The sequence below is a fragment of the Streptomyces erythrochromogenes genome (genome assembly GCF_036170895.1).
GTDB lineage: Bacteria > Actinomycetota > Actinomycetes > Streptomycetales > Streptomycetaceae > Streptomyces > Streptomyces erythrochromogenes.
Map to the genome: position 1 here is coordinate 6,271,110 of NZ_CP108036.1, position 21,391 is coordinate 6,292,500.

Consider the following 21,391-nt stretch of genomic DNA (forward strand, 5'->3'; position numbering starts at 1 on the left):
CATGTCACCCGTACTCGAACCGAACCCGGAGGGCGGCCGCAGGAAGCTCGGCCTCGTCCTCGGCGCCATGCTCGTCGTCTCCGTGATCATCTCCGTGATCGCGACGATCGCCTCCCCGTGAACGTGACCGTGACGCCGGCCGCCGCACGCGCGGGTGGGGATATCCCCACCAACCCCTAGGGGGTCAGGCTCAGGGTGAAGTGGGGTGTGCCCCGGATGGGAACCGCCGTCCCGAATCCATAGATTCGAAGGGCAGCGAGCCAGTCCGGTCCACACACCCACGGAGGCGGCCATGTCGGCCCCCACGCACACACGGTCCCTCCCGTCCGCCCGCCGGACGCGCCCCGCCACGGCCGCGAGCACCCGCCTGCACTGGTGGGCGCTGGCCCTGCCCGCACTCGCCTTCGGCTTCCTCCTGCTGCTCCTCGCCGGATCCGGCGAGGCCCACGCGGCCACCGGCGAGGTCTCCGGTCTCGTCCAGGCCGCCGAACAGCTCCTGCGCGCCGTCGGCTGACCTCCCGAGCGCCCCTCACCACCTGGGATGAGCCCCCTCAACACCCTGCGCCCCGTGGCACGTTTCATGCGAAGCTGGGAGCCATGAGCGCAGACACACCCCGCAGGATCGCCCTCCTCCGGCATGCCAAGGCCGACTGGCCCGACGTGTCCGACCACGACCGTCCGCTGGCGGAGCGGGGCCGCAAGGACGCGCCGGCCGTCGGTCTGAAGCTCGCCGAGACCGGCATCGTCTTCGACCTGGCTCTCTGCTCCACCGCCGCCCGCACCCGCGAGACCTGGAAGCTCGCCGTGCAGGAGATGCCGCACCGGCCGAAGACCCACTACGAGGAGCGGATCTACGACGCTTCGCCGGGCGAGCTCATCGCCCTGCTGAACGAGACCTCCGACGAGGTCTCCGACCTCCTCGTCATCGGCCACAACCCCGGCATGCACGCCCTCGCCGACGCCCTCGCCGGGCGCGCGGAGGGCGACACCCTGGCGCGGATGACCCGTACGGGCTTCCCGACCGCCGCGCTCGCCGTCCTCTCCTTCGCCGGCTCGTGGAAGTCCCTGGAGCCCGGCGTGGGCACCCTGCTGGACTACTGGACCCCCAAGGGGCACTGACCGCCGCCGCACGCGAAGGGGCCCCGGCAGCCGCACCGGCCGCCGGGGCCCACTCATGTCCGGGATCGGGTGCCTCGCGCACCCGGGAGCGGTCAGGCCAGGTCGGCGGCCTCGATCTCCTCGCGGGTGATCCCGAGCAGGTACAGCACCGCGTCGAGGAAGGGCACGTTCACCGCCGTGTGCGCGGCCTCGCGGACCACCGGCTTGGCGTTGAAGGCCACGCCCAGCCCGGCCGCGTTCAGCATGTCCAGGTCATTGGCGCCGTCGCCGATGGCCACCGTCTGGGACAGCGGTACGTCGGCCTCGGCGGCGAAGCGGCGCAGCAGCCGGGCCTTGCCCGCCCGGTCCACGATCTCCCCGGTGACCTTGCCCGTCAGCTTCCCGTCGACGATCTCCAGGGTGTTGGCGGAGGCGAAGTCCAGCCCCAGCCGCTCCCGCAGGTCGTCCGTCACCTGGGTGAAGCCGCCCGAGACCACGCCCACCTGGTAGCCGAGCCGCTTGAGCGTACGGATCAGGGTCCGCGCACCCGGGGTCAACTGGACCTCGGCGCGGACCTTGTCGACGACGGAGGCGTCCAGGCCCGCCAGCAGCGCCACACGGGCGTGCAGCGACTGCTCGAAGTCCAGCTCGCCGCGCATGGCCCGCTCGGTGACCTCCGCGACCTCGGCCTCGCAGCCGGCGTGGGCGGCGAAGAGCTCGATGACCTCGTCCTGGATGAGGGTCGAGTCCACGTCCATGACGACCAGGCGCTGCGCCCGGCGGTGCAGGCCGGCCGAGACGACGGCGATGTCCACGCCGATGTGCGAGGCGGCCGTGGCCAGCGCCGTGCGCAGCGGCTCGGTCTCCACGCCGGAGACGGCGAACTCCACCGCGGTCACCGGGTACTTGGCGAGCCGGAAGATACGGTCGATGTTGCCGCCGGCCCCGGTGATCTCCGCGGCGATGGCGGCCGTGGACTCGGCGGTCAGCGGGTGCCCGAGCACCGTGACGTGGGACCGGCCGCTGCCGCGCGGCCGGTTGTCGCCGGTGCCGGAGAGGATCTCGGCCTGCAGCTTGAGCGATTCGGCCCAGCTGTGGACGGTGGCCCGCAGGTCGCCCTCGGTGCTGCCGACGGGCTTGGTGACGAGGGCGCACAGGACGATGCGGCCACGGGTGACGACCTGCTCGATGTCGACGACGTCGACGGAGTAGGCGGCGAGGGTGTCGAACAGCCCGGCGGTGATCCCGGGACGGTCCTTGCCGAAGATCTTGACGAGGAGGGTGGGGACGTCGGAGGTCTGCGATGCGCTCATGGTGCCCTCACCGTATCTTCCCGGCTCCCGCGACAGGACCCCCGTCCCATTTCCTGAACGTGCCGCGTCCTGCCCGGCCGTCACCGCGGCGGGGCGGGCGGACCCGGTGGTTTCGGCGGCGGCGGTGCGCCCGGCGGGGGCGGCGGGGTGAAGGGCGGCCGCTGCGGCGGCCGGGTGCGCCGCGGCGGGTGCGGCGGGATGCCGGTGACCGTCACGTCCCAGGAGACGTCCGGATCCAGGTACGGCACGGCCCACTCCGGCGGCGCACCCGGCGCACCCGGTTCGCCCGGTCCGCCCGGTCCCGCCCCGTACGGAGCCGCGGGCGCGCCGGGATCCACCGGGGCGGGCCGGCCGGTACCGCCCCCGGCCGGGCCCCGGGTCGGGACGGCCGCCGCCCGGCGCCGGCCCGCCAGCACCGCACCGGCCCCACCGGCCAGCGCGCCCCACACCGAGCCCAGCAGCAGGGCGTACGGGACGTCCCCCCGCAGCTCGACCCCGGCGTCCACCATGTCCACGCCCAGCACAGCGAGCGAGGCGTCCGCCGACAGCCGTGTCAGCCGCACCAGCACCGCCAGGGCCACCCCGGTCACCGCCCCCAGCCGCACCGCACACCCCGCGACGCCGTGCCCGGGAGTCCGTACCGCCGCCAGCACGCCCGCGGCGAGCAGCAGCAGCGACACCCCCACGACCAGCAGCCAGACCCGCTCGTCGTACTCCGCGAGCCGGGCCACCGTCACCGGCTCCCGCGCGGAGGCCGACAGGAGGTCGTCCAGCGGATCGGGCAGCAGCCGCGCCGGCTGGCCCGTGGCCCCGCCGCGCAGCGGAACGAACAGCCCCAGCAGCACCCCCAGCCAGCTCCCGTTCGGCGCGCCCAGCAGCGCGGCACCCAGCACCCGCTCGCCCTGTCCGGGATCTGCTGCCCCGTCGCCCAGCGCCGCCCACACCGCCGCGGCCAGCCCCGCCGCCACCGCGACCAGCAGCACCGTCACCACCGCCGAGGCGGCGGGCCGCACCCGGGCGAGCGCGGCGGGCCCGCGCCGCGAGACCAGCAGCGCCACCGCCAGCACCGCGAGCGCCCACACGCCCGCGCCCAGCAGGGTCGGCCCGGGCTCCACGGAGAAGCCCACCCGGGTCCGCGCCTCGACCAGGTCCCCCACGCGGTCCGGCAGGAGCCCGCCGATGTCCCCGATACCCGGCACCTCGACCCTCACCGGGGTGCTCGGCAGCGCCGCACCGTCGAGGGTGACGACGTCGTGCCCGGCCCACGCCAGCCCGCCCGCCGTCGCGACGAGCAGCGCCGTGAACGCCACGACCCTGGCCGCCGTCTCGCCCGGGCCCGCCCCGGCCCGCAGCGAGCGCAGGAACACCCCCGCCAGCACCAGGGCGCCGGCCAGGGACACCCCCAAGGGCATGACGTCCAGGGAGGTTTCGGCCCCCGCCCCGGCAACCCCGAACACCGAGACGTCACCCGAAGGGTCCACGGTTCCACCGACCGCGAGAACCACCACGGCGGCCGTCATCGGCCCGAGCGACCCCCCGGCGGCGTCGGCGCCCAGCAGGTGCAGCCCCAGGCCGGCCACCCCCGCCATCACGATCAGGGCCCAGCCCACGGCGGCCACGGCGGACAGGAGCACGTCTCCCCAACGGATGCGGCGCACGCGGTGGACCCCCGATGCATGCCGAGCGGTACGCGACGGGACCCCCGGGCGAGAAGTCCCGTATCTCACTCTCCGGGTGACTTTCGACCCCGTCAACGGGCAGACGTAGACGCCCGGCCAAGGCCCGGATTCCACATCCGGCGGCAGGCCTGAAATAGTTCCCCCGGATGTTCGCCATCCCTAGACTCCCTGACGTCATGGGGGATTCTCGGGGGACTTAAGTGGGGCTGGAGTGCCGGAACTCGTACTGGAATTGAATGGCAGGACCTGGACGCTCGATCCGTCCAGGTCGTACTCGCTGGGGCGCGACCCCCAGGGAGACGTGGTGATCGACGATGCGCGGGTGTCGTGGCGGCACGCCACCATCGCCTGGAACGGCCAGGGTTGGGGGCTCGAGGACCACGGCAGCACCAACGGCACCTATGTGCAGGGGGCGAGGGTCCAGCAGACCGCGCTGGTGCCCGGCACGCCGGTCCACCTGGGCAACGCCACCGACGGACCGCGGCTGAACCTGAGCGCCGCCGCCGCGCCGCAGCCGGCCGTGGCACAGCAGCAGGCGCAGCAGACCCCGGCCCAGGCGTACGCCCAGCCCCAGGCCGCGGCCTACCAGGCTCCGCAGCAGCCCCAGCAGGCCTGGAACCAGCAGCAGCACCAGCCGCAGGCCCACCTCCCGCACCAGCAGGGCGGCGGCGCCGCGCCCCGCCAGGCGCAGAGCGGAGCGCCGGGCTACGGCGGCGACCGCAGCCCGACGACGTTCCACCAGCTCTCGCTGGGCCACGTCATGCGGATCGGCCGTGCGCTGGAGAACGAGCTGGTGGTCTCCGACCTCCAGGTCTCGCGCCACCACGCCGAGTTCCACTCGATGCCCGGCGGCCGCTTCGAGATCCGCGACCTCGGCAGCCACAACGGCACCTACGTCAACGGCCAGCCGCTGCCCAAGTCCGGCACCCAGCTCCTCGGCCCGAACGACATCGTCGGCGTCGGCCACTCGACGTTCCGGATCGTCGGCGACCGCCTCGAGGAGTTCGTCGACACCGGTGAGGTCTCCTTCTCGGCCCGCCACCTCACGGTCACGGTCGACGGCGGCAAGCAGATCCTCAAGGACGTCACCTTCGGCGTCCCGGAGAAGTCGCTGATCGGCGTCATCGGCCCGTCCGGCTCCGGCAAGTCCACCCTGCTCAAGGCGCTGACCGGCTACCGGCCCGCCGACCAGGGCGACGTCCTCTACGACAACCGCAACCTGTACAAGCAGTTCGCGGAGCTCCGCCAGCGCATCGGCCTGGTCCCGCAGGACGACATCCTGCACAAGGAGCTGAGGGTCAGCACCGCGCTCAAGTACGCGGCCAAGCTCCGCTTCCCCGGCGACACCGCCGAGTCCGAGCGCGCCGCCCGCATCGACGAGGTGCTGCGCGAGCTCAAGCTCGACATCCACAAGGACAAGAAGATCACCGCGCTCTCCGGTGGTCAGCGCAAGCGCGTCTCCGTGGCCCTGGAGCTGCTCACCAAGCCCTCGCTGATCTTCCTGGACGAGCCGACCTCCGGCCTCGACCCGGGCATGGACCGCGACGTCATGCAGCTGCTGCGCGGCCTCGCCGACGACGGCCGCACGGTCCTCGTCGTCACGCACTCCGTCGCCGAGCTGTCGCTCTGCGACAAGCTGCTGGTCATGGCCCCGGGCGGGTCGGTCGCCTACTTCGGCCCGCCGGACGAGGCGCTGAACTTCTTCGGCTACAGCACGTGGGCGGACGTCTTCTCGGCCTTCGAGAACTACCGCGACTACGACTGGGCCGGCCGCTGGAAGGGCTCCCAGCACTACCAGCTGTACGCAGCCGAGCTCGACGCGGTCGCCCCGCAGCCGGTCGTCATGCCGTCGGCCCAGCAGATGCGCCCGGCCAAGCCGCAGGGCTGGGGCTCGCAGCTGTGGACGCTGATCCGCCGCTACGTCTCGGTCATCGCGTCGGACAAGGGCTTCATGGGCCTGATGCTGATCCTGCCGGCCGTCCTGGGCGTGGTCTCCACGGTCATCCCCGCGACCTTCGGCCTGGCGCCGCCGACCCCGCCGTCGCGCTTCAACGGCGACGCGGGCACGATCATGCTGATCCTCGCGGTCGGCATGTGCTTCTCCGGAGCCGCCAACTCGGTCCGTGAGCTGATCAAGGAACGCGTCATCTACGAGCGTGAACGCGCGACCGGCCTGTCCCGGTCGGCGTACCTCATGTCGAAGGTGATCGTCCTCGGCTTCATCACGGCCATCCAGGGCGTGATCATCTGCGCGATCGGCTTCGCCCCGCGCGACCTGCCCACCGAGGGCCTGCTGATGCCGCCGGCCGTCGAGCTGTGCGTGTCGGTCATCGCGCTCGGCTTCACCTCGATGATGTTCGGCCTGGTGATCTCCTCGCTGGTGAAGACCGCCGAGAAGACCATGCCGCTGCTCGTCATGTTCGCGATCGTCCAGGTCGTCTTCACCGGCATCCTCTTCCAGGTCTACGACTCCCCGGGCCTGGAGCAGTTCGCCTGGCTGATGCCGTCCCGCTGGGCCGTCGCCGCGGCCGGCACCACTTTGAACCTCGGCAAGCTCATGCCGCCGTGGGACCAGGACAACCCGACCAACACCGACCCGCTCTGGGACGCCACGGTCGGCCAGTGGAGCCTGAACATCATCATCCTGCTGGCCATCGGCATCGCCTGCGGGTTCCTGGTGCAGCGCCTGCTGGCCCGCCACGAGCCCGAGGTCATGCGCGCGGGCAAGTAACACGGCACAGCAGATGCCGAAGGGCGGCACCCGGGATCCGGGTGCCGCCCTTCGGCGCGTGTGGGGGTGGGGCGAGGACCGCCGCAGGCCTAGTAGGCGCTGTTGACGTTGTCCATCGAGCCGTACCGGTCGGCCGCGTAGTTGCAGGCGGCGACGATGTTGGCGACCGGGTCGTACTGGTCGAACTTGGTGCCCTTGACGTGGTACGCCTTGAAGGTCGGGAGGATGACCTGGAGCAGACCCTTGCTGGGGATGCCGTTCTGGGCGTTGATGTCCCAGTTGTTGATCGCCATCGGGTTGCCGCTGGACTCGCGCATGATGTTGCGGTGAATGCCGGCGTAGGTGCCCGGAATGCCTTCCTTCTTCATGATGAAGAGGGCTTCCTTGATCCAGCCGTCCAGGTTGTTCGCGAACACCGGGGTGCGGGCGGCGGAGCGGCTCGCGGCGGCCTTCTGCTCGCGCGCCTTCTTCGCGGCGGCCTCGGCCTTGGCCTTGGCGTCGGCGTCGGCCTTCGCCTTGGCGGCGACGGCAGCGGCCTTGGCGTTGGCGTTGGCGATGACCTGCTGCGTGGAGAGGTGACCGTACAGAGCCTGGGTCTGCGTGCCGTTCACGGCCTGGGTCCAGGCGACGGGGGCGGCCGAGATGGTCTCGGCCTCGGCGGCGCCGGCGGGGACGAGGGAGAAGGCGACGGCGGCGGCGCTCAGCGTGGCGACTCCGGCGATGGACAGCTTGTGTGCCTTCGTCAGACGACTGTGACCGGGGGTGCGGGAAGCAGACATGGCGGGGCAACCTCTTCGAATAGCGGGGGCCGCAGGAAGGCGCCTTGCGGATCCGGGATCCGCGGCGCCTGGCGACGGGAGCAATTCTTAGCGGCGGCAAAATCCTGTGGCAAAGGTGTGACGTACGATCCCGCTTAGTGGATCAGGGGCGGGCGCCGACGGTCGATTTCCGGCCTCGGCTCCGGCCCTGCCCGCCCTGACGGGACCTGCGCACTTCCACTAGGGAGCTTCGTAAGTGATGTGGGTCCTATGCCGGGGCTCACACCGCCCTTACGTCGTTCTCACCATGCGTTGCTTCAGCAATGCGTTCCGTGACGGTTGTCATCCTTGAGGAGGAGGTGGACGTCGCCGAACTCGTGCCAGAGGCAGAGCCGGGCCAGCGCCTGCGCATACCCGAGCCGTACGGCGGCACGCCCCGCCACCGCCTCCAGCATCAGGAGGTGGGAGGCCTCGGGCTCGTGCAGCCCGGTCAGCAGGCCGTCCACCACCCGCACCCCGCGCTCCGGCGTCACCACCAGATCGGTCCACCCGCCCGCCGCGCGGACCACCCCGCGCGAGTCTGCCGCCGACTCCAGGGCCCGTACCGCGGTGGTCCCCACCGCGATCACCCGCCCGCCCCCGGCCCGCGCGGCGTTCACCAGCGCCGCCGTGGCGGCCGGCACCGCGTACCGCTCCGGGTACGGCGGCTCGTGCGCCTCCTGCGAGGCCACCCCCGTGTGCAGGGTCAGCGGCGCGAACTGCACCCCCCGGCTCACCAGCCGCGCCACCAGCTCCGCCGTGAAGGGCCGGCCCGCGCTCGGCATCTCCGCCGACCCCGACCCGTCGGCCGCCGGCACCGCGAACACCGTCTGGTACGCCGACAGCGGCTGGTCCCGCTCCGTGTAGGCGTACCGGATCGGCCGCCCGTGCTCCCGCAACAGCTCCGCAACCGCGTACCGCGCGGGGGAGGGCCGCGCCCACCACAGCCGGTCCGCGTCCGCGGCGAGGGGCTCCTCCAGGACCAGGCGGCGGCCGCCCGGCAGCTCCACCGCCGCGCCGGCCGGGCCGCCGGGGTGCGGCCGGGTCGTCCCGCGGCCCGCCGGGGTGCGCAGCTCCACCGCCCAGCGGCCGTCGTCCCCCCGGGTCGAGAAGTGCACCACCAGGTCCTCGCCGCCCAGCCGGGCGTCCACGGCCGCCGCGAGGGTGGCCGAGGTGTTCACCACCAGCACGTCTCCGGCCCGCAGCAGGTGCGGCAGCTCCGGGAAGGCGTGCAGCGACACCTGGGTGCTGCCCTGCGACACCAGCAGCCTCACCGAGTCCCGCCCCAGCCCCGGACCCCGCTGCTCGGCCGGAACCCTAGCCAGTAGTTCGCGAGGTATGTCCGTTATATACAGTCCCGAAATCGAGCTCTCACTTCCCATCGACACCGCCACCCGACACCGCCACCCGACTCGGCATCCCGGCCCGGCTTCCGCCACCGCCCCCGCTCATCGCCGCGCCCCGCCGTCCGCCGAGGCCGCGGCCAGCCCCGCGGCCGTGTACCGCCCGCTCGGCAGGCCCCGCTCCAGCAGCCGCAGCAGCACCGGAGCCACCTCCTCCGGAGCCGGCAGCCCCGCCAGGTCCTCCTCCGGCTCGGCCGCCGCCATCATCCGCGTCCGCATCGAGCCCGGATCCGCCCACCACACCCGCAGCCCCGGCTCCTCCACCGCCAGCACGGCCGACAGCAGGTCCACCGCCGCCTTGGTCGCCCCGTACGCACCCCACGTGGCGTACGGAACCACCCCGGCGTCCGAGCTGATGTTCAGCACCGCACCCGCCGCCGAGAACCGCAGCAGCGGCAGCCCCTCCTGGACCAGCCCCAGCGGCCCCAGCACATTGACCTCGAAGGCCTCGCGCAGCCCGGCCGGCGGCTGCACCGCCAGCGGCACCAGCGGCTCGGCCCCGAGCACCCCCGCGTTGTTCACCAGCAGGTCCAGCCCGCCCAGCCCCCGCGCGGCCGCCACCAGCGCCGCCCGGTGCGCCTCCGAGGACACGTCCCCGGCCACCGCCACGACCCGCACCCCCTCGGCCCGCTCCAGCCCGGCCGCCGCCTCCTCCAGCGCCGCCGCACCCCGCGCGCCCAGCGCCAGGTCCCAGCCCCGCGCGGCCAGCTCCCCGGCCAGCGCCCGGCCGAGCCCCCTGGACGCCCCCGTCACGATCGCCACCGACATGACAGCACCCTCGCCTTCGTCCCGCTCCAGCAGATGCCCTCAACCTAGGAAGGGGCGGCCCCCCGCCGCGTCGGCCGCCGGCCCCACCCGTACAGGTCCCTTGGACCTACGCCCTGCGGGGTGCCCCGGCTCCCCCCACCGCCCGATCCCGCAGGTCACGGCCGCCGGTACGGTGAGGCCATGACCGCAAGCCCCCTACAGGGCGGACCCCGCAGCGGCCTGGCCGCCGTGAGCACCGCACTGCTGGCCATGAGCCGCCGCCTGGAGGTCCGCGACGTCCTGCGCACGATCGTGGCATCGGCCCGCGAGCTGCTGGACGCCGAGTACGCGGCCCTGGGCGTCCCGGACGACCACGGCGGCTTCGCCCAGTTCGTCGTCGACGGCATCAGCGCCGAACAGTGGCGGCAGATCGGCCCGCTGCCCCGGCAGCACGGCATCCTCGCCGCGATGCTCCACGAGAACGGCCCCGAGCGACTGGCCGACGTACGCAAGGACCCCCGCTTCGGCGGCTGGCCCTCCGCCCACCCCGAGATGTCCGACTTCCTGGGCATGCCTGTCCGCGACGGCGACGAGATCCTCGGAGCGATCTTCCTCGCGAACAAGCGCAGCGCCCCCGACGGCGCCGACCGCGTCTTCACCGACGAGGACCAGGAACTCCTCTCCCTCCTCGCGCAGCACGCGGCGATCGCCCTCACCAACGCCCGGCTCTACGAACGCAGCCGCGAGCTCACCATCGCCGAGGAGCGCTCCCGCCTCGCGCACGAGCTGCACGACGCCGTCAGCCAGAAGCTCTTCTCCCTGCGCCTCACCGCCCAGGCCGCCGCGACCCTCGTCGACCGCGACCCGGCCCGGGCCAAGGACGAGCTCCAGCAGGTGGCCGCCCTCGCCGCGGAGGCCGCCGACGAACTGCGCGCCGCCGTGACCGAGCTGCGCCCGGCGGCCCTGGACGAGGACGGCCTGGTGGCCACCTTGCGCACCCACGTCCACGTACTCGACCGCGCGCACACCGCACACGTCACCTTCACCTGTGACGGCGTACGGGTCCTTCCCGCGGCCCAGGAGGAAGCGGTGCTCCGCGTCGCCCAGGAGGCCCTCCACAACGCCCTGCGCCACTCGGACGGGGACCGCGTCGAGGTCACCCTGGCCCGCACGCCCACCGGGGGCGCGGTCCTCAAGGTCGTCGACTCCGGCAGGGGCTTTGACCCCCGGGCCGTCCGCCGGGCGGGCCGCCATCTGGGCCTGGTCTCCATGCGGGACCGCGCGAGCGGCGTCGGAGGCAGCCTCGCCGTGCACTCGGAGCCCGGTCGGGGCACCACGATCGAGATGGAGGTTCCCGGTGGCTGACAGCACCGGCCGAAGCGGCAGCCGTATCCGTGTCCTGCTGGTGGACGACCACCAGGTGGTCCGGCGGGGCCTGCGCACCTTCCTGGAGGTCCAGGAGGACATCGAGGTGGTCGGGGAGGCCTCCGACGGCGACGAGGGCATCGCCCGCGCCGAGGAGCTGCGGCCCGACGTGATCCTCATGGACGTGAAGATGCCGGGCACCGACGGCATCGAGGCCCTGCGCAGGCTGCGCGAGCTGGCGAACCCCGCGCGGGTGCTGGTCGTCACCAGCTTCACGGAACAGCGGACCGTGGTGCCCGCCCTGCGCGCCGGCGCGGCGGGATACGTCTACAAGGACATCGACCCCGACGCCCTGGCCGGAGCCATCCGCTCCGTCCACGCCGGCCACGTCCTGCTCCAGCCGGAGGTGGCGCAGGCCCTGCTCTCCCAGGACGGCCAGGGCTCCACGGCGGGCCGGCCCGGCTCGCTGACCGACCGCGAGCGCGAGGTCCTCGGCCTCATCGCGGACGGCCGCTCCAACCGCGAGATCGCCCGCGCCCTGGTGCTGTCCGAGAAGACGGTCAAGACCCACGTCTCGAACATCCTGATGAAGTTGGACCTTTCCGACCGGACCCAGGCCGCATTGTGGGCGGTCAGGCACGGAATCGCCGAGTAGCGAGCCCGAATCGGACCGTCTCCTTCCGGGCTGAGATTCATACGGTCGGGTGTATGTAGCCCACATGGCGTATCCCCGGGAACGGGGCGGCCGTTCTCCATGGCGTGCCGCGGCGGCTGGTCGCGGCAGACGTACTGGAGGACGAGAACGTGAAGAACTTCAAGAAGGCCGCAGCCGTCACCATGATCGCGGGCGGCCTCCTCGCCGCCGGCGCGGGTGTCTCCTCGGCGCACGGCGGTGCGTCGGCGGAGGGCGAGGCCCTGAACTCGCCCGGCGTGGCCTCCGGGAACCTGATCCAGGCCCCGGTGCACGTCCCCGTGAACGTCGTGGGCAACACGGTCAACGTGATCGGCCTGCTCAACGGCGCGTTCGGCAACAGCGGCGTCAACGCCTGACCCGCCCGGACCTGCGGCCCCGCTTCCCCCCTCTCCCCTGGAAGCGGGGCCGTACCGGCATGTCGGTCGGGCGACCCCCGCGCGAGCCTCACCTCGCCGCCCCGCGGGCAGTCCTAGCGTGACCCGCATGACGAGGAACCGGGACATCGCCGGACGAACCGCCGCCGTGCTCTGCGCGGCGGCGGCCCTGACGGGACTGACGGCCGCACCGTCCGAGCGGCCCGGCCGCTTCGTCCACGTCGCGAACCTCCACTCCGACACCGTCTCGGTCGTCGACACCCGTTCCAACACGGTTGTGGACAGCGTTCCCGTCGGGGACGGACCCGACAGCGCTGCCCTCGCCCCCGACGGCTCCCGCCTCTACGTCACCAACTCCGCGGCGGACAGCGTGTCCGTGGTCGACACCCGCACCAGGACGGTCGTCGAAACCGTCGGAGTCGGGCACGAACCGAGCAGGGTGACGGTCTCCCCGGACAACAGGAACGTCTACGTGGCCAACGTCGGCGCGGGCACCGTGTCGGTGATCAGCACCCGCACCCTCGCCGTCACGGACACCATCGCCGTCGGCGAAGCACCCCTGGGCATGGCGGTGACACCCGACGGACGCACGCTGTACGTCGCCGATGCCGGCTCCGACAGCGTCTCGGTGATCCGCACCGACAGCGCAACGGTCACCGGCGCAGTCCCCGTCGGCGGCGGACCCACCGCCCTCGTCCTCACCCCCGACGGCCGTCACCTCTACGTCTCCAACCTGATCTCGGACGACGTGTCGGTGGTCGACACCCGGGCCCGAACGGAGACGGACCGCATCCCGGTCGGGGACCAGCCCGCGGGCATCGCAGTCCTACCGGACGGCAGCCGCGTCTACGTGGCCGACCTCGGGTCGGACGACGTATCGGTGATCAGCACCCGCAGCCGCACCGTCACGGACACCGTCGCCGTGGGCGACGGCCCCAACGGCCTCGCCGTCGCCCCGGACGGCCGCACCGTCCACGTCAGCAACTTCGACTCGGACACCCTTTCGGTGATCGACACCGGAACATCCCGGACCACGGCCACCATCCGGGTCGGCGACGGCCCGACCGGCGTCGCACATCGAGCCCCGCCGGGGGGCACCTCCCCGCGGTAGCCGGGTGAGCTCGAGGCGCGGGGCGCGGGACGGAGCCCCACCAAGGCCGGGAGCAGCCCGGAAGGCGACGGCCTAGTGCCGCTCCACCGCCGCGTTGTACGCCGCCACCAGCGCCCGCCGCGCAACCCGCTCCACCGGCCGCAGGGCCTCGGCCCGCGCCGCCATCTCGGAGGCGGCCACCGCACCCCCGTGCCCGCTCTCGTACGCCAGCGACACCATCAGGTCCACCCGCTGCGCCAGCGCCAGCACCCGCACCGCCCGGGGCGGATACCCCGGCGCCAGCGCGTCCTGTCCCGCCTCGGCCCGCGCCCGGTACGCCGACAGCGCCGCATCCGCCACCGGACCCGACCCCGCCACGTCCAGCCGGGTCAGTAGCACGGTCGCCTCGCGCAGCGCCTCCGCCAGCTCCCGCTCCGCCTCGCCGAGCGACGGCACGTCGGCCGGCGGTGCCTCCCGTACCGGCAGGCAGTGCCAGGTCACCGACACGTGCACGTCCCCGGCCGGCCCTGCCTCGGCCACCTCCGGCACCAGCCCCACCGCCGCCCCCACCGCGACGACGGCCTCCTCGGCCTCCAGCGCCCGCGCGTTGAACTCCGGCGGGCCGCTCAGCCCCAGCGGGTGCCCCGGCGCCGGCAGCGCCACCCGCAGCCCGCTCACCCCCAGCGCGCGGAGCCGGCCGAGCGCCAGCGTGAGTCCCACCGGACCCGACTCGCCCGGCAGACCCTCCACCCGGTGCACGGCGTCCTCGCCCACGATCGACATCGCGGCCTCGTCGGGCGAGACCAGACCTGCCAGCAGCGCGTTCCCCCAGGCGGCCAGCCGCCCTGAACGTGGTTCGAAAAGCATCCCCCCACTTTACGGATCACCACCCGCACCGGGCCCCGGCCCCGGACCCCATCCCGAGTGGCGTAGGTTTTCCCCTGGGGCTGCGTCTACCGGCGCACAGTGAACCGTGACTGCAAGGGGTGACAACACGCTCATGAGCGATGTTCTGGAGCTGGTGGACGTATCCGTGGTCCGCGAGGGCCGGGCTCTGGTGGACCAGGTCTCCTGGTCGGTGAAGGAGGGCGAGCGCTGGGTGATCCTCGGCCCCAACGGCGCCGGCAAGACCACACTGCTGAACCTCGCCTCCAGCTACCTCTTCCCCACCAAGGGCTCCGCCACCATCCTCGGCAGCACCCTCGGCAAGGTCGACGTCTTCGAGCTGCGCCCCCGCATCGGCATGGCCGGCATCGCGATGGCCGACAAGCTCCCGAAGCGGCAGACCGTCCTGCAGACCGTCCTCACCGCCGCCTACGGCATGACGGCGACCTGGCAGGAGGAGTACGAGGCGGTCGACGAGCAGCGCGCCCGCGCCTTCCTGGACCGGCTCGGCATGACCGAGTACCTCGACCGGAAGTTCGGCACCCTCTCCGAGGGCGAGCGCAAGCGCACGCTGATCGCCCGCGCGCTGATGACCGACCCCGAGCTGCTCCTCCTCGACGAGCCCGCCGCGGGCCTCGACCTCGGCGGCCGCGAGGACCTCGTACGCCGCCTCGGCCGCCTCGCCCGCGACCCGCTCGCCCCCTCCATGGTCATGGTCACGCACCACGTCGAGGAGATCGCCCCCGGCTTCACCCACGTCCTGATGATCCGCCAGGGCAAGGTCGTCACCGCCGGTCCCATCGACCTCGAACTGACCTCCCGCAACCTCTCGCTCTGCTTCGGCCTGCCCCTGGTCGTGGCGCGCAACGGGGCCGACCGCTGGACCGCCCAGGGCCTCCCGCTCGGCTGACAGCCCCTGATCCGGGCAACCGGCCCCGGTCACCCTCCGGGTACGGGCCCCCGCACCCTGTCCCGACCGCGCCCACCCGACCTACCATGACCACGTGGACATCGACGCGTGGGTGTGGTGGCTCATCGGCGCGGTCGGACTGGGCATCCCCCTGGTCCTGACCGCCATGCCGGAGTTCGGCATGTTCGCCGTCGGGGCGGTGGCGGCAGCCGTCACGGCGGCCCTCGGCGGGGGAGCGGTGGCCCAAGTCCTGGTCTTCGTGGTCGTGTCGGTCGCGCTCATCGCCGTCGTCCGGCCCATCGCCAACCGGCACCGCGACCAGCGCCCCCAACACCGCAGCGGCATCGACGCGTTGAGGGGCAGGACCGCCGTCGTCCTCGAACGCGTCGACGGCAGCGGCGGCCGTATCAAGCTCGCCGGCGAAGTCTGGTCCGCCCGCGCCCTCGACACGGACACCAGCTTCGAACCCGGCCAGTCCGTCGACGTGGTGGAGATCGACGGGGCGACCGCCGTCGTGATGTGAACAACCAGCCTGCTCGCGGCCCCCAGGTCTGCGAGACTCCGATCAACGGGGCAGCACAGACAGCCGGAAGGGCACGGGGAACCGCATGCAACCGATCATCATCGTCCTGATCATTCTGGTGGTTCTGGTCTTCATCGCACTGGTCAAGACGATCCAGGTGATCCCGCAGGCCAGCGCCGCCATCGTCGAGCGGTTCGGCCGCTACACCCGCACCCTCAACGCGGGCCTCAACATCGTCGTCCCGTTCATCGACTCGATCCGCAACCGGATCGACCTGCGCGAACAGGTCGTCCCCTTCCCGCCGCAGCCCGTCATCACCCAGGACAACCTCGTCGTCAACATCGACACCGTCATCTACTACCAGGTGACCGACGCCCGGGCGGCGACGTACGAGGTGGCCAGCTACATCCAGGCCATCGAGCAGCTCACCGTCACCACGCTGCGCAACATCATCGGCGGCATGGACCTGGAGCGGACCCTCACCTCCCGCGAGGAGATCAACGCCGCCCTGCGCGGAGTCCTCGACGAGGCCACCGGCAAGTGGGGCATCCGCGTCAACCGCGTCGAGCTCAAGGCCATCGAGCCGCCGACCTCCATCCAGGACTCGATGGAGAAGCAGATGCGCGCCGACCGCGACAAGCGCGCCGCGATCCTGCAGGCCGAGGGCGTCCGGCAGTCCGAGATCCTGCGCGCCGAGGGCGAGAAGCAGTCCTCCATCCTCCGCGCCGAGGGCGAGGCCAAGGCCGCCGCGCTCAAGGCCGAGGGTGAAGCACAGGCCATCCGTACGGTCTTCGAGTCCATCCACGCCGGCGACGCCGACCAGAAGCTCCTCGCCTACCAGTACCTGCAGATGCTCCCGAAGATCGCCGAAGGCGACGCCAACAAGCTCTGGATCGTGCCCAGCGAGATCGGCGACGCGCTCAAGGGCCTCTCCGGCGCCATGGGCAACTTCGGCCCCCTGGGCGGCGGTTCGGGCTTCAACCCGCAGGGCTCCGGCAAGGACGGCGGCGGCATCCCGGCGGCACGGGACAAGGACGGCGCCGAGCGCCGCGAGCAGCCCCCCATCGACTGACCCCGTACGCCCCTGATGCATGATCAGTGAGGCCCCTCGACCTTCATGGCGGGGAGGCGACTCACTCATGCAAAGGGGATGGCACAGTCCATGTCCATCTGGGAATCACTCGCGGTCCTCGCCGCCGGTGTCGGCGCGGGCACGATCAACACCATCGTCGGCTCCGGCACCCTCATCACCTTCCCGGTGCTGCTGGCCACCGGCCTGCCGCCGGTGACCGCCAACGTGTCCAACACCCTCGGCCTGGTGCCCGGTTCCATCAGCGGGGCCATCGGCTACCGCAAGGAACTCCAGGGGCAGCGCGCCCGCATCCTGCGACTCGGCTCGGTCTCCCTGGTCGGAGGACTCGCGGGCGCGGCCCTGCTCCTCGCCCTGCCGTCGGACTCCTTCGACACGATCGTGCCCGTACTGATCGGGCTGGCGCTCGTCCTCGTCGTCCTGCAGCCCCGGCTCGCCGCGGCCCTGCGCCGACGCCAGGAAGCCGCCGGAGGCGACACCGGCCACCCCGACGGCGGCCCGCTCCTGCTCGGCGGCATGCTGTTCTCCAGTGCCTACGGCGGCTACTTCGGCGCGGCCCAGGGCGTGCTCTACCTCGGCCTGATGGGCCTGCTGCTCCACGACGACCTGCAACGCATCAACGCCGTCAAGAACGTCATCGCCGCCCTCGTGAACGGCATCGCGGCCGTCTTCTTCCTCTTCGTCGCCGAGTTCGACTGGACGGCCGTGCTCCTCATCGCCGTCGGCTCGACGATCGGCGGCCAGATCGGCGCCAAGGTCGGCCGCCGTCTCCCGCCGACCGTCCTGCGCGGAGTCATCGTGACGGTCGGCATCCTCGCGATCGTCCAACTGCTGCTCCGCTGAGTGACGTAGCGGATCTACGTCACTCAGCGCAGACGTCTAGGCGGAACGCTCCAGCCACTCCGGGAGCCCCTCCTGCCCGGCCACCCCCAGCGCGAGGAGCATGGCGTCCGCCGGCGACGGTACGAAGGGCTTCCGCAGGAGCGGCATCCCCGCCTCCTCCGGAGTCCGGGCCGCTTTGCGGTGGTTGTCCTCGGCGCAGGAAGCCACCGTGTTCAGCCAGGTGTCCCCACCGCCCTGGGCCCTCGGCAGTACGTGGTCCACCGTGGTCGCGCGCCGGCCGCAGTACGCGCACCGGTGCTGGTCCCGGACCAGCACCCCCCTCCGCGACCAGGGAGCATGTCTTCGAAACGGCACCCTGACGTACCGGCAGAGCCTGATCACCCGGGGCATCGGGAGATCCATGGTGGCGGCGCGGACACGCAGATCGGGGTGCGACTGTTCGACGACGGCCTTGTCCTGGAGCACCAGGACCACGGCCCGGTTCAGCGTCACCGTCGACAGCGGCTCGAAGCTCGCATTCAGCACCAGCGTGTCCCGCATCTCGCCCACCTCCCGTGTGCAGGCCCGCGACCACCATGGCGGCAGGGCCCGGCACCACTCTGGCCGCGCGCGCCACGCGGGACAACGCAATAAAAATGCCCGGTCCCGGCCTTCTTTAGACCAGGACCGGGCAAACGCCGGGCGAACGATCAGCGCGCGGCGGGCGCCTCGTACTCGGCGACGAGCTGCGCACGCCCCAGCGCGTGGAACCGCAGATGGAAACCGACGACCGCCGGAGACGAGTCCTCGTCCGGGCCGAGCTGCTCGCGGTCCACCGCGTACACGGTGAACACGTAGCGGTGCCGCTCCCCGCGCGGCGGAGCCGCACCGCCGAAGTCCCGCGTCCCGTAGTCGTTCCGTGCGTGCACGGCGCCCTCCGGCAGACCGGGGAAGTCCCCGGTGCCCGCCCCGGCCGGCAGCTCCGTCACGGAAACGGGCAGGTCGAAGAGGACCCAGTGCCAGAACCCGCTGCCCGTCGGCGCGTCCGGGTCGAAGCAGGTGACGGCGAAGCTCTTCGTCCCCTCGGGGAAGCCCTCCCAGCGCAGCTGCGGCGAGACGTTCTTCCCCGTCAGGACCTGGGCGGCGTGCAGGTCGCCGCCGTGGGAGACGTCCTCGCTCGTCACGGTGAACCCGTGCACCTCAGGGTGGAAATCGTGGGGGAGCGGCGGCCTGTCACGTTCGGTCACGTCGAAACCTCCTGGTCGGAATCGGGAATCGCTGTAAACACGGAGCCTAGGCCTCCGACAAGATCGTTATTTACCCTGCGAGGCGTGAAACGTACAAGATCATCTACTTCCAGGCCGGTCGCTGCAGCCGCCTGCACGGCGACCGTGGCGACCGCCCCGAACTCGCCGACCGCGAGATCGGCATGGTCTACGAGGGCGGCGCCACCTTCTCCGCCGCGCACATCTACTTCAAGCGCTTCCACCCGGCCGACCTCGGGATCCCCGGCCAGACCCGGGGCGGCCCCGGGAACACCCAACAGGCACCGCTCCCCGGCCGGACCACCCCCGACAACACCCCCCAGGCCAACGACGCCTACCTCACCGGGAACACCACCCTCGAACCGGGCAGGTTCCGCCAGGCCCTGAAGCTCACCGGACCCGGCTCCTACGCGGACATCCCGTACACCCCGGCCATCGACCCGGGCACGGCCGACGCCACGTACTCCTTCCACTTCAAGCACCATCAGGACCCGGCCAACGCACCCCGCGTCCTGATGTGGGCCTACGGCCACGACGCCGTCAACCCGCAGGTCTGGATCCGCGCCCACCCCAAGGACAACAAGATCGTCGCCAGGGTCGAGGGGGAGAACGGCCACGCGGTGACCGCCACCGTCGAGACCCCGGCAGCCTTCGCCGACGGCGAGTGGCATTTCCTGAGCCTCGTCCGCGAGGGCAACGCCGTCCGCCTCACGGTCGACGACGCGCGCGCCACCACCACGGGCACCCTCACCGGCGCCCTCTCCACCGCCCACCGGGGCATCCGCCTGGGAGCCAAGCCCAACGACACGGCCCAGGACCCGCTGACCGGCTCCCTCGACGACTTCCGCATCTACAAGCGGGCCCTGACCGACGACCCGACCGCACCGAACGACGAGCTGGACAAGATCCGCGCGGCCGTTTCGGGCACCGGCAGCTACCCGGCCGGCGCATCCGTGTGGTGGAACATGGAGCACGGCACCGTCCAGATCCACGACATGTACAACCGTCCCCGGAACGGCCCGGCCACCCCGGACGGCACCGTCCACGGCAACAACGCCTACGTACGGGGGACCCCCGGCATCACCGGCACCGGAGGGAAGTGCGGCGGAGCCCTCGACCTCGACGGCGACGACAGCGTCGAGCTCCCCCCGACCGACTCCGAAGCCCTCGGCACCGCAGACTTCACCCTGGCCACCTGGGTCCGCTTCGACCCCGCGGCCCTCCCCCTCCCCTCCCCGCACCCGGATCCGGCCGGGCCGACCCCACCCCCGTCATCGCCTGGGCGTACGGCGTCGGCCCGACCGAACGCCAGCTGTGGCTGCGCGCCGACCCGCGCACCGGCCGGCTCGTCGGCCTCATCCAGACCGAGAACGCCACCACCGTGGCGAGCATCCCCGACAGCCCGTTCCGCACCGCCAAGGAGCAGTTCCACCACGTGGTGCTCAAGCGGGAGGCGGGCAGGCTGTCGCTGAGCATCGACGGCTCCCGGGCGAACGCCGTCGACGGAACCGAACCCCTGTCCTGCCCGCCGGCCCCGGTACCTGCCGCCCCGGCTCGCTCACGCACGGCGACGCCTTCAAGCTGACGGGCTTCCACCTCGGCGCCCGCCCCGACGGCTACGGACCGTCCCGCTTCAAGGGCTCGCTCGACGAGTTCACCCTCGTCCGCCGAGCCCTCTCGGACACCGAGACCACGGCCCTGCGGGCCGGCGACACCCTTCCCGCGACCGACCGCGCCACGGTGGCCCACCTCTCCTTCGAGAAGATCACCACCACGGGCTACGCCCGCATGTAGTCCCGCACCCGCGGACGAGGACGGGCCCCCGACGCCACCGGCGTCGTGGGCCCGTCCCTGTCGTCGCAGTTCCCCGCAGGTCAGAACCAGTTGCGCTGTGAGCCCACCGAGGCGATCCACTGGTTCAGGTACGCGGCCCAGTCCGTCCCCTGGTACGACTGCAGACCCACCTGGAAGCAGCGGTAGGTGTCGCTGCCCTCGCTGAACAGCCCGGGCTTCTTGTCCATCTCCAGGACGACGTCCATCTCCCGGCCGTCCGAGACGAAGGTCAGCTCGACCTGGTTCAGCCCCCGGTACTGCGACGGCGGCAGGAACTCGATCTCCTGGTAGAAGGGCAGCGTCTGCCGCGTCCCGCGGATGTGCCCCCGCTCCATGTCCGCGCTGCGGAAGGTGAAGCCGAGCTGGCGGAAGGCGTCCAGGATCGCCTGCTGCGCCGGCACAGGGTGCACGTTGATCGCGTCCAGGTCGCCCGCGTCCACCGCGCGCGCGATCTCCAGCTCGGTGCTGACCCCGATGTTCATGCCGTGCAGGTGCTGACCCGCGAAGTGGGTGATCGGCGTCTCCCAGGGGATCTCCAGCGCGAACGGCACTACGTGCAGTGCGCCGGCCTGCACCTGGAAGGCACCGCCGAGGCGCTGCTTGGTGAAGACGACGTCCTGCTTGTACTCCTGGTCACCGCCCTCGACCTCGACCCGCGCCTGCAGCCCGACGGACAGACCCTCGATCTGCTGCTCCACGGAGCCGCCCTGGATCCGTACCTCGCCCTGGACGATCCCGCCCGGAACGACGTTCGGCTCGGTGATGATCGTGT

Annotated in this window: 22 protein-coding genes (1 of these 22 running past the window's edge); 13 read left to right on the forward strand and 9 right to left on the reverse strand. The window is 72.3% G+C overall.

Translation table 11 applies throughout. From position 1 onward, the window contains the following. Nucleotide 1: 1 nt before the first annotated feature. From OHA91_RS28710 to OHA91_RS28720, 3 genes are all read left to right on the forward strand, one after another. Nucleotides 2-121: an SGM_5486 family transporter-associated protein gene (locus OHA91_RS28710; RefSeq protein WP_257855467.1), complete on the forward strand. Its 120-nt coding sequence runs from the start codon at nucleotides 2-4 to the stop codon at nucleotides 119-121. 171 nt (nucleotides 122-292) lie between these two features. Next, on the forward strand, nucleotides 293-514 hold the full coding sequence (locus OHA91_RS28715; protein ID WP_031148961.1) for a hypothetical protein: 222 nt from the start codon (nucleotides 293-295) through the stop codon (nucleotides 512-514). Nucleotides 515-597: 83 nt separating this feature from the next. After that, entirely contained in the window at nucleotides 598-1,119 is a 522-nt protein-coding gene (locus OHA91_RS28720; protein WP_031148959.1) for a SixA phosphatase family protein, read from the forward strand. A gap of 92 nt (nucleotides 1,120-1,211) precedes the next feature. On the opposite strand, the gene serB is transcribed toward OHA91_RS28720, so the two are convergent. Then, complete coding sequence (gene serB, locus OHA91_RS28725) at nucleotides 1,212-2,411, reverse strand: phosphoserine phosphatase SerB (protein WP_031148957.1); 1,200 nt, start codon at nucleotides 2,409-2,411, stop codon at nucleotides 1,212-1,214. A gap of 80 nt (nucleotides 2,412-2,491) precedes the next feature. After that, a complete protein-coding gene (locus OHA91_RS28730; RefSeq protein WP_328740287.1) occupies nucleotides 2,492-4,069 on the reverse strand; it encodes a streptophobe family protein in 1,578 nt (525 codons plus the stop codon). Between the two features lie 232 nt (nucleotides 4,070-4,301). Here OHA91_RS28730 and OHA91_RS28735 point away from each other — a divergent pair, with 232 nt between their 5' ends. Then, nucleotides 4,302-6,821, forward strand: coding sequence for an FHA domain-containing protein (locus OHA91_RS28735; protein WP_438271812.1), 2,520 nt, complete (start codon nucleotides 4,302-4,304; stop codon nucleotides 6,819-6,821). 89 nt (nucleotides 6,822-6,910) lie between these two features. On the opposite strand, the gene OHA91_RS28740 is transcribed toward OHA91_RS28735, so the two are convergent. The 3 genes from OHA91_RS28740 to OHA91_RS28750 form a co-directional block, all read right to left on the reverse strand. Then, the gene (locus OHA91_RS28740) at nucleotides 6,911-7,600 is read right to left on the reverse strand and encodes a transglycosylase SLT domain-containing protein (protein WP_031148951.1); all 690 of its coding nucleotides are present in this window, start codon (nucleotides 7,598-7,600) and stop codon (nucleotides 6,911-6,913) included. A 296-nt stretch (nucleotides 7,601-7,896) separates the two neighbouring features. After that, the gene (locus tag OHA91_RS28745; RefSeq protein ID WP_328740288.1) at nucleotides 7,897-9,000 is read right to left on the reverse strand and encodes an S-adenosylmethionine:tRNA ribosyltransferase-isomerase; all 1,104 of its coding nucleotides are present in this window, start codon (nucleotides 8,998-9,000) and stop codon (nucleotides 7,897-7,899) included. 66 nt (nucleotides 9,001-9,066) lie between these two features. Continuing rightward, on the reverse strand, nucleotides 9,067-9,789 hold the full coding sequence (locus OHA91_RS28750) for an SDR family NAD(P)-dependent oxidoreductase (protein ID WP_328740289.1): 723 nt from the start codon (nucleotides 9,787-9,789) through the stop codon (nucleotides 9,067-9,069). 180 nt (nucleotides 9,790-9,969) lie between these two features. Here OHA91_RS28750 and OHA91_RS28755 point away from each other — a divergent pair, with 180 nt between their 5' ends. The 4 genes from OHA91_RS28755 (at nucleotide 9,970) to OHA91_RS28770 (ending at nucleotide 13,312) form a co-directional block, all read left to right on the forward strand. Next, complete coding sequence (locus OHA91_RS28755; RefSeq protein WP_328740291.1) at nucleotides 9,970-11,133, forward strand: GAF domain-containing sensor histidine kinase; 1,164 nt, start codon at nucleotides 9,970-9,972, stop codon at nucleotides 11,131-11,133. Beyond that, entirely contained in the window at nucleotides 11,126-11,788 is a 663-nt protein-coding gene (locus tag OHA91_RS28760; RefSeq protein WP_031148942.1) for a response regulator, read from the forward strand. The genes OHA91_RS28755 and OHA91_RS28760 overlap by 8 nt, the downstream gene beginning before the upstream one ends. 149 nt (nucleotides 11,789-11,937) lie before the next feature. Then, nucleotides 11,938-12,183, forward strand: coding sequence for a chaplin (locus tag OHA91_RS28765; RefSeq protein WP_031148940.1), 246 nt, complete (start codon nucleotides 11,938-11,940; stop codon nucleotides 12,181-12,183). A 127-nt stretch (nucleotides 12,184-12,310) separates the two neighbouring features. Then, complete coding sequence (locus tag OHA91_RS28770) at nucleotides 12,311-13,312, forward strand: YVTN family beta-propeller repeat protein (protein ID WP_328740292.1); 1,002 nt, start codon at nucleotides 12,311-12,313, stop codon at nucleotides 13,310-13,312. A gap of 72 nt (nucleotides 13,313-13,384) precedes the next feature. On the opposite strand, the gene OHA91_RS28775 is transcribed toward OHA91_RS28770, so the two are convergent. After that, complete coding sequence (locus OHA91_RS28775) at nucleotides 13,385-14,158, reverse strand: hypothetical protein (protein WP_031148935.1); 774 nt, start codon at nucleotides 14,156-14,158, stop codon at nucleotides 13,385-13,387. Between the two features lie 133 nt (nucleotides 14,159-14,291). On the opposite strand from OHA91_RS28775, the gene OHA91_RS28780 reads away from it, so the two are divergent. The 4 genes from OHA91_RS28780 to OHA91_RS28795 all read left to right on the forward strand — a co-directional run bounded on the left by OHA91_RS28780 (nucleotide 14,292) and on the right by OHA91_RS28795 (nucleotide 17,542). Then, nucleotides 14,292-15,086, forward strand: a complete 795-nt coding sequence (locus OHA91_RS28780) for an ABC transporter ATP-binding protein (RefSeq protein ID WP_031148933.1) — start codon at nucleotides 14,292-14,294, stop codon at nucleotides 15,084-15,086. 94 nt (nucleotides 15,087-15,180) lie between these two features. After that, nucleotides 15,181-15,609, forward strand: a complete 429-nt coding sequence (locus OHA91_RS28785) for an NfeD family protein (protein ID WP_031148931.1) — start codon at nucleotides 15,181-15,183, stop codon at nucleotides 15,607-15,609. Nucleotides 15,610-15,694: 85 nt separating this feature from the next. Further along, on the forward strand, nucleotides 15,695-16,681 hold the full coding sequence (locus OHA91_RS28790; RefSeq protein WP_031148929.1) for an SPFH domain-containing protein: 987 nt from the start codon (nucleotides 15,695-15,697) through the stop codon (nucleotides 16,679-16,681). A 90-nt stretch (nucleotides 16,682-16,771) separates the two neighbouring features. Next, entirely contained in the window at nucleotides 16,772-17,542 is a 771-nt protein-coding gene (locus OHA91_RS28795; RefSeq protein ID WP_031148927.1) for a sulfite exporter TauE/SafE family protein, read from the forward strand. Nucleotides 17,543-17,578: 36 nt separating this feature from the next. Here OHA91_RS28795 and OHA91_RS28800 read toward each other — a convergent pair whose 3' ends face one another. Beyond that, nucleotides 17,579-18,082 (reverse strand): HNH endonuclease, encoded by a 504-nt coding sequence (locus OHA91_RS28800; protein WP_030665776.1) that lies wholly within the window; start codon nucleotides 18,080-18,082, stop codon nucleotides 17,579-17,581. A gap of 149 nt (nucleotides 18,083-18,231) precedes the next feature. Further along, complete coding sequence (locus OHA91_RS28805; protein ID WP_031148924.1) at nucleotides 18,232-18,768, reverse strand: YbhB/YbcL family Raf kinase inhibitor-like protein; 537 nt, start codon at nucleotides 18,766-18,768, stop codon at nucleotides 18,232-18,234. Between the two features lie 182 nt (nucleotides 18,769-18,950). Between OHA91_RS28805 and OHA91_RS28810 the strand changes: the two genes are divergently transcribed. Then, complete coding sequence (locus OHA91_RS28810) at nucleotides 18,951-20,258, forward strand: laminin G domain-containing protein (RefSeq protein WP_328740293.1); 1,308 nt, start codon at nucleotides 18,951-18,953, stop codon at nucleotides 20,256-20,258. A gap of 402 nt (nucleotides 20,259-20,660) precedes the next feature. Here OHA91_RS28810 and OHA91_RS28815 read toward each other — a convergent pair whose 3' ends face one another. Beyond that, nucleotides 20,661-21,391, reverse strand: the 3' portion of a protein-coding gene (locus OHA91_RS28815) for a sporulation protein (RefSeq protein WP_030829451.1). It continues 52 nt past the right edge of the window; only the last 731 of its 783 coding nucleotides appear in the window; the start codon falls outside the window, past its right edge; the stop codon is at nucleotides 20,661-20,663.

Bases quoted from the DNA above. Each gene is read 5' to 3' on its own strand.
- OHA91_RS28710 (WP_257855467.1), top strand. From the start codon at position 2: ATGTCACCCGTACTCGAACCGAACCCGGAGGGCGGCCGCAGGAAGCTC.
- OHA91_RS28715 (WP_031148961.1), top strand. From the start codon at position 293: ATGTCGGCCCCCACGCACACACGGTCCCTCCCGTCCGCCCGCCGGACG.
- OHA91_RS28720 (WP_031148959.1), top strand. From the start codon at position 598: ATGAGCGCAGACACACCCCGCAGGATCGCCCTCCTCCGGCATGCCAAG.
- serB (WP_031148957.1), bottom strand. From the start codon at position 2,411: ATGAGCGCATCGCAGACCTCCGACGTCCCCACCCTCCTCGTCAAGATC.
- OHA91_RS28740 (WP_031148951.1), bottom strand. From the start codon at position 7,600: ATGTCTGCTTCCCGCACCCCCGGTCACAGTCGTCTGACGAAGGCACAC.
- OHA91_RS28745 (WP_328740288.1), bottom strand. From the start codon at position 9,000: ATGGGAAGTGAGAGCTCGATTTCGGGACTGTATATAACGGACATACCT.
- OHA91_RS28750 (WP_328740289.1), bottom strand. From the start codon at position 9,789: ATGTCGGTGGCGATCGTGACGGGGGCGTCCAGGGGGCTCGGCCGGGCG.
- OHA91_RS28755 (WP_328740291.1), top strand. From the start codon at position 9,970: ATGACCGCAAGCCCCCTACAGGGCGGACCCCGCAGCGGCCTGGCCGCC.
- OHA91_RS28770 (WP_328740292.1), top strand. From the start codon at position 12,311: ATGACGAGGAACCGGGACATCGCCGGACGAACCGCCGCCGTGCTCTGC.
- OHA91_RS28775 (WP_031148935.1), bottom strand. From the start codon at position 14,158: ATGCTTTTCGAACCACGTTCAGGGCGGCTGGCCGCCTGGGGGAACGCG.
- OHA91_RS28780 (WP_031148933.1), top strand. From the start codon at position 14,292: ATGAGCGATGTTCTGGAGCTGGTGGACGTATCCGTGGTCCGCGAGGGC.
- OHA91_RS28790 (WP_031148929.1), top strand. From the start codon at position 15,695: ATGCAACCGATCATCATCGTCCTGATCATTCTGGTGGTTCTGGTCTTC.
- OHA91_RS28795 (WP_031148927.1), top strand. From the start codon at position 16,772: ATGTCCATCTGGGAATCACTCGCGGTCCTCGCCGCCGGTGTCGGCGCG.
- OHA91_RS28800 (WP_030665776.1), bottom strand. From the start codon at position 18,082: ATGCGGGACACGCTGGTGCTGAATGCGAGCTTCGAGCCGCTGTCGACG.
- OHA91_RS28810 (WP_328740293.1), top strand. From the start codon at position 18,951: ATGGTCTACGAGGGCGGCGCCACCTTCTCCGCCGCGCACATCTACTTC.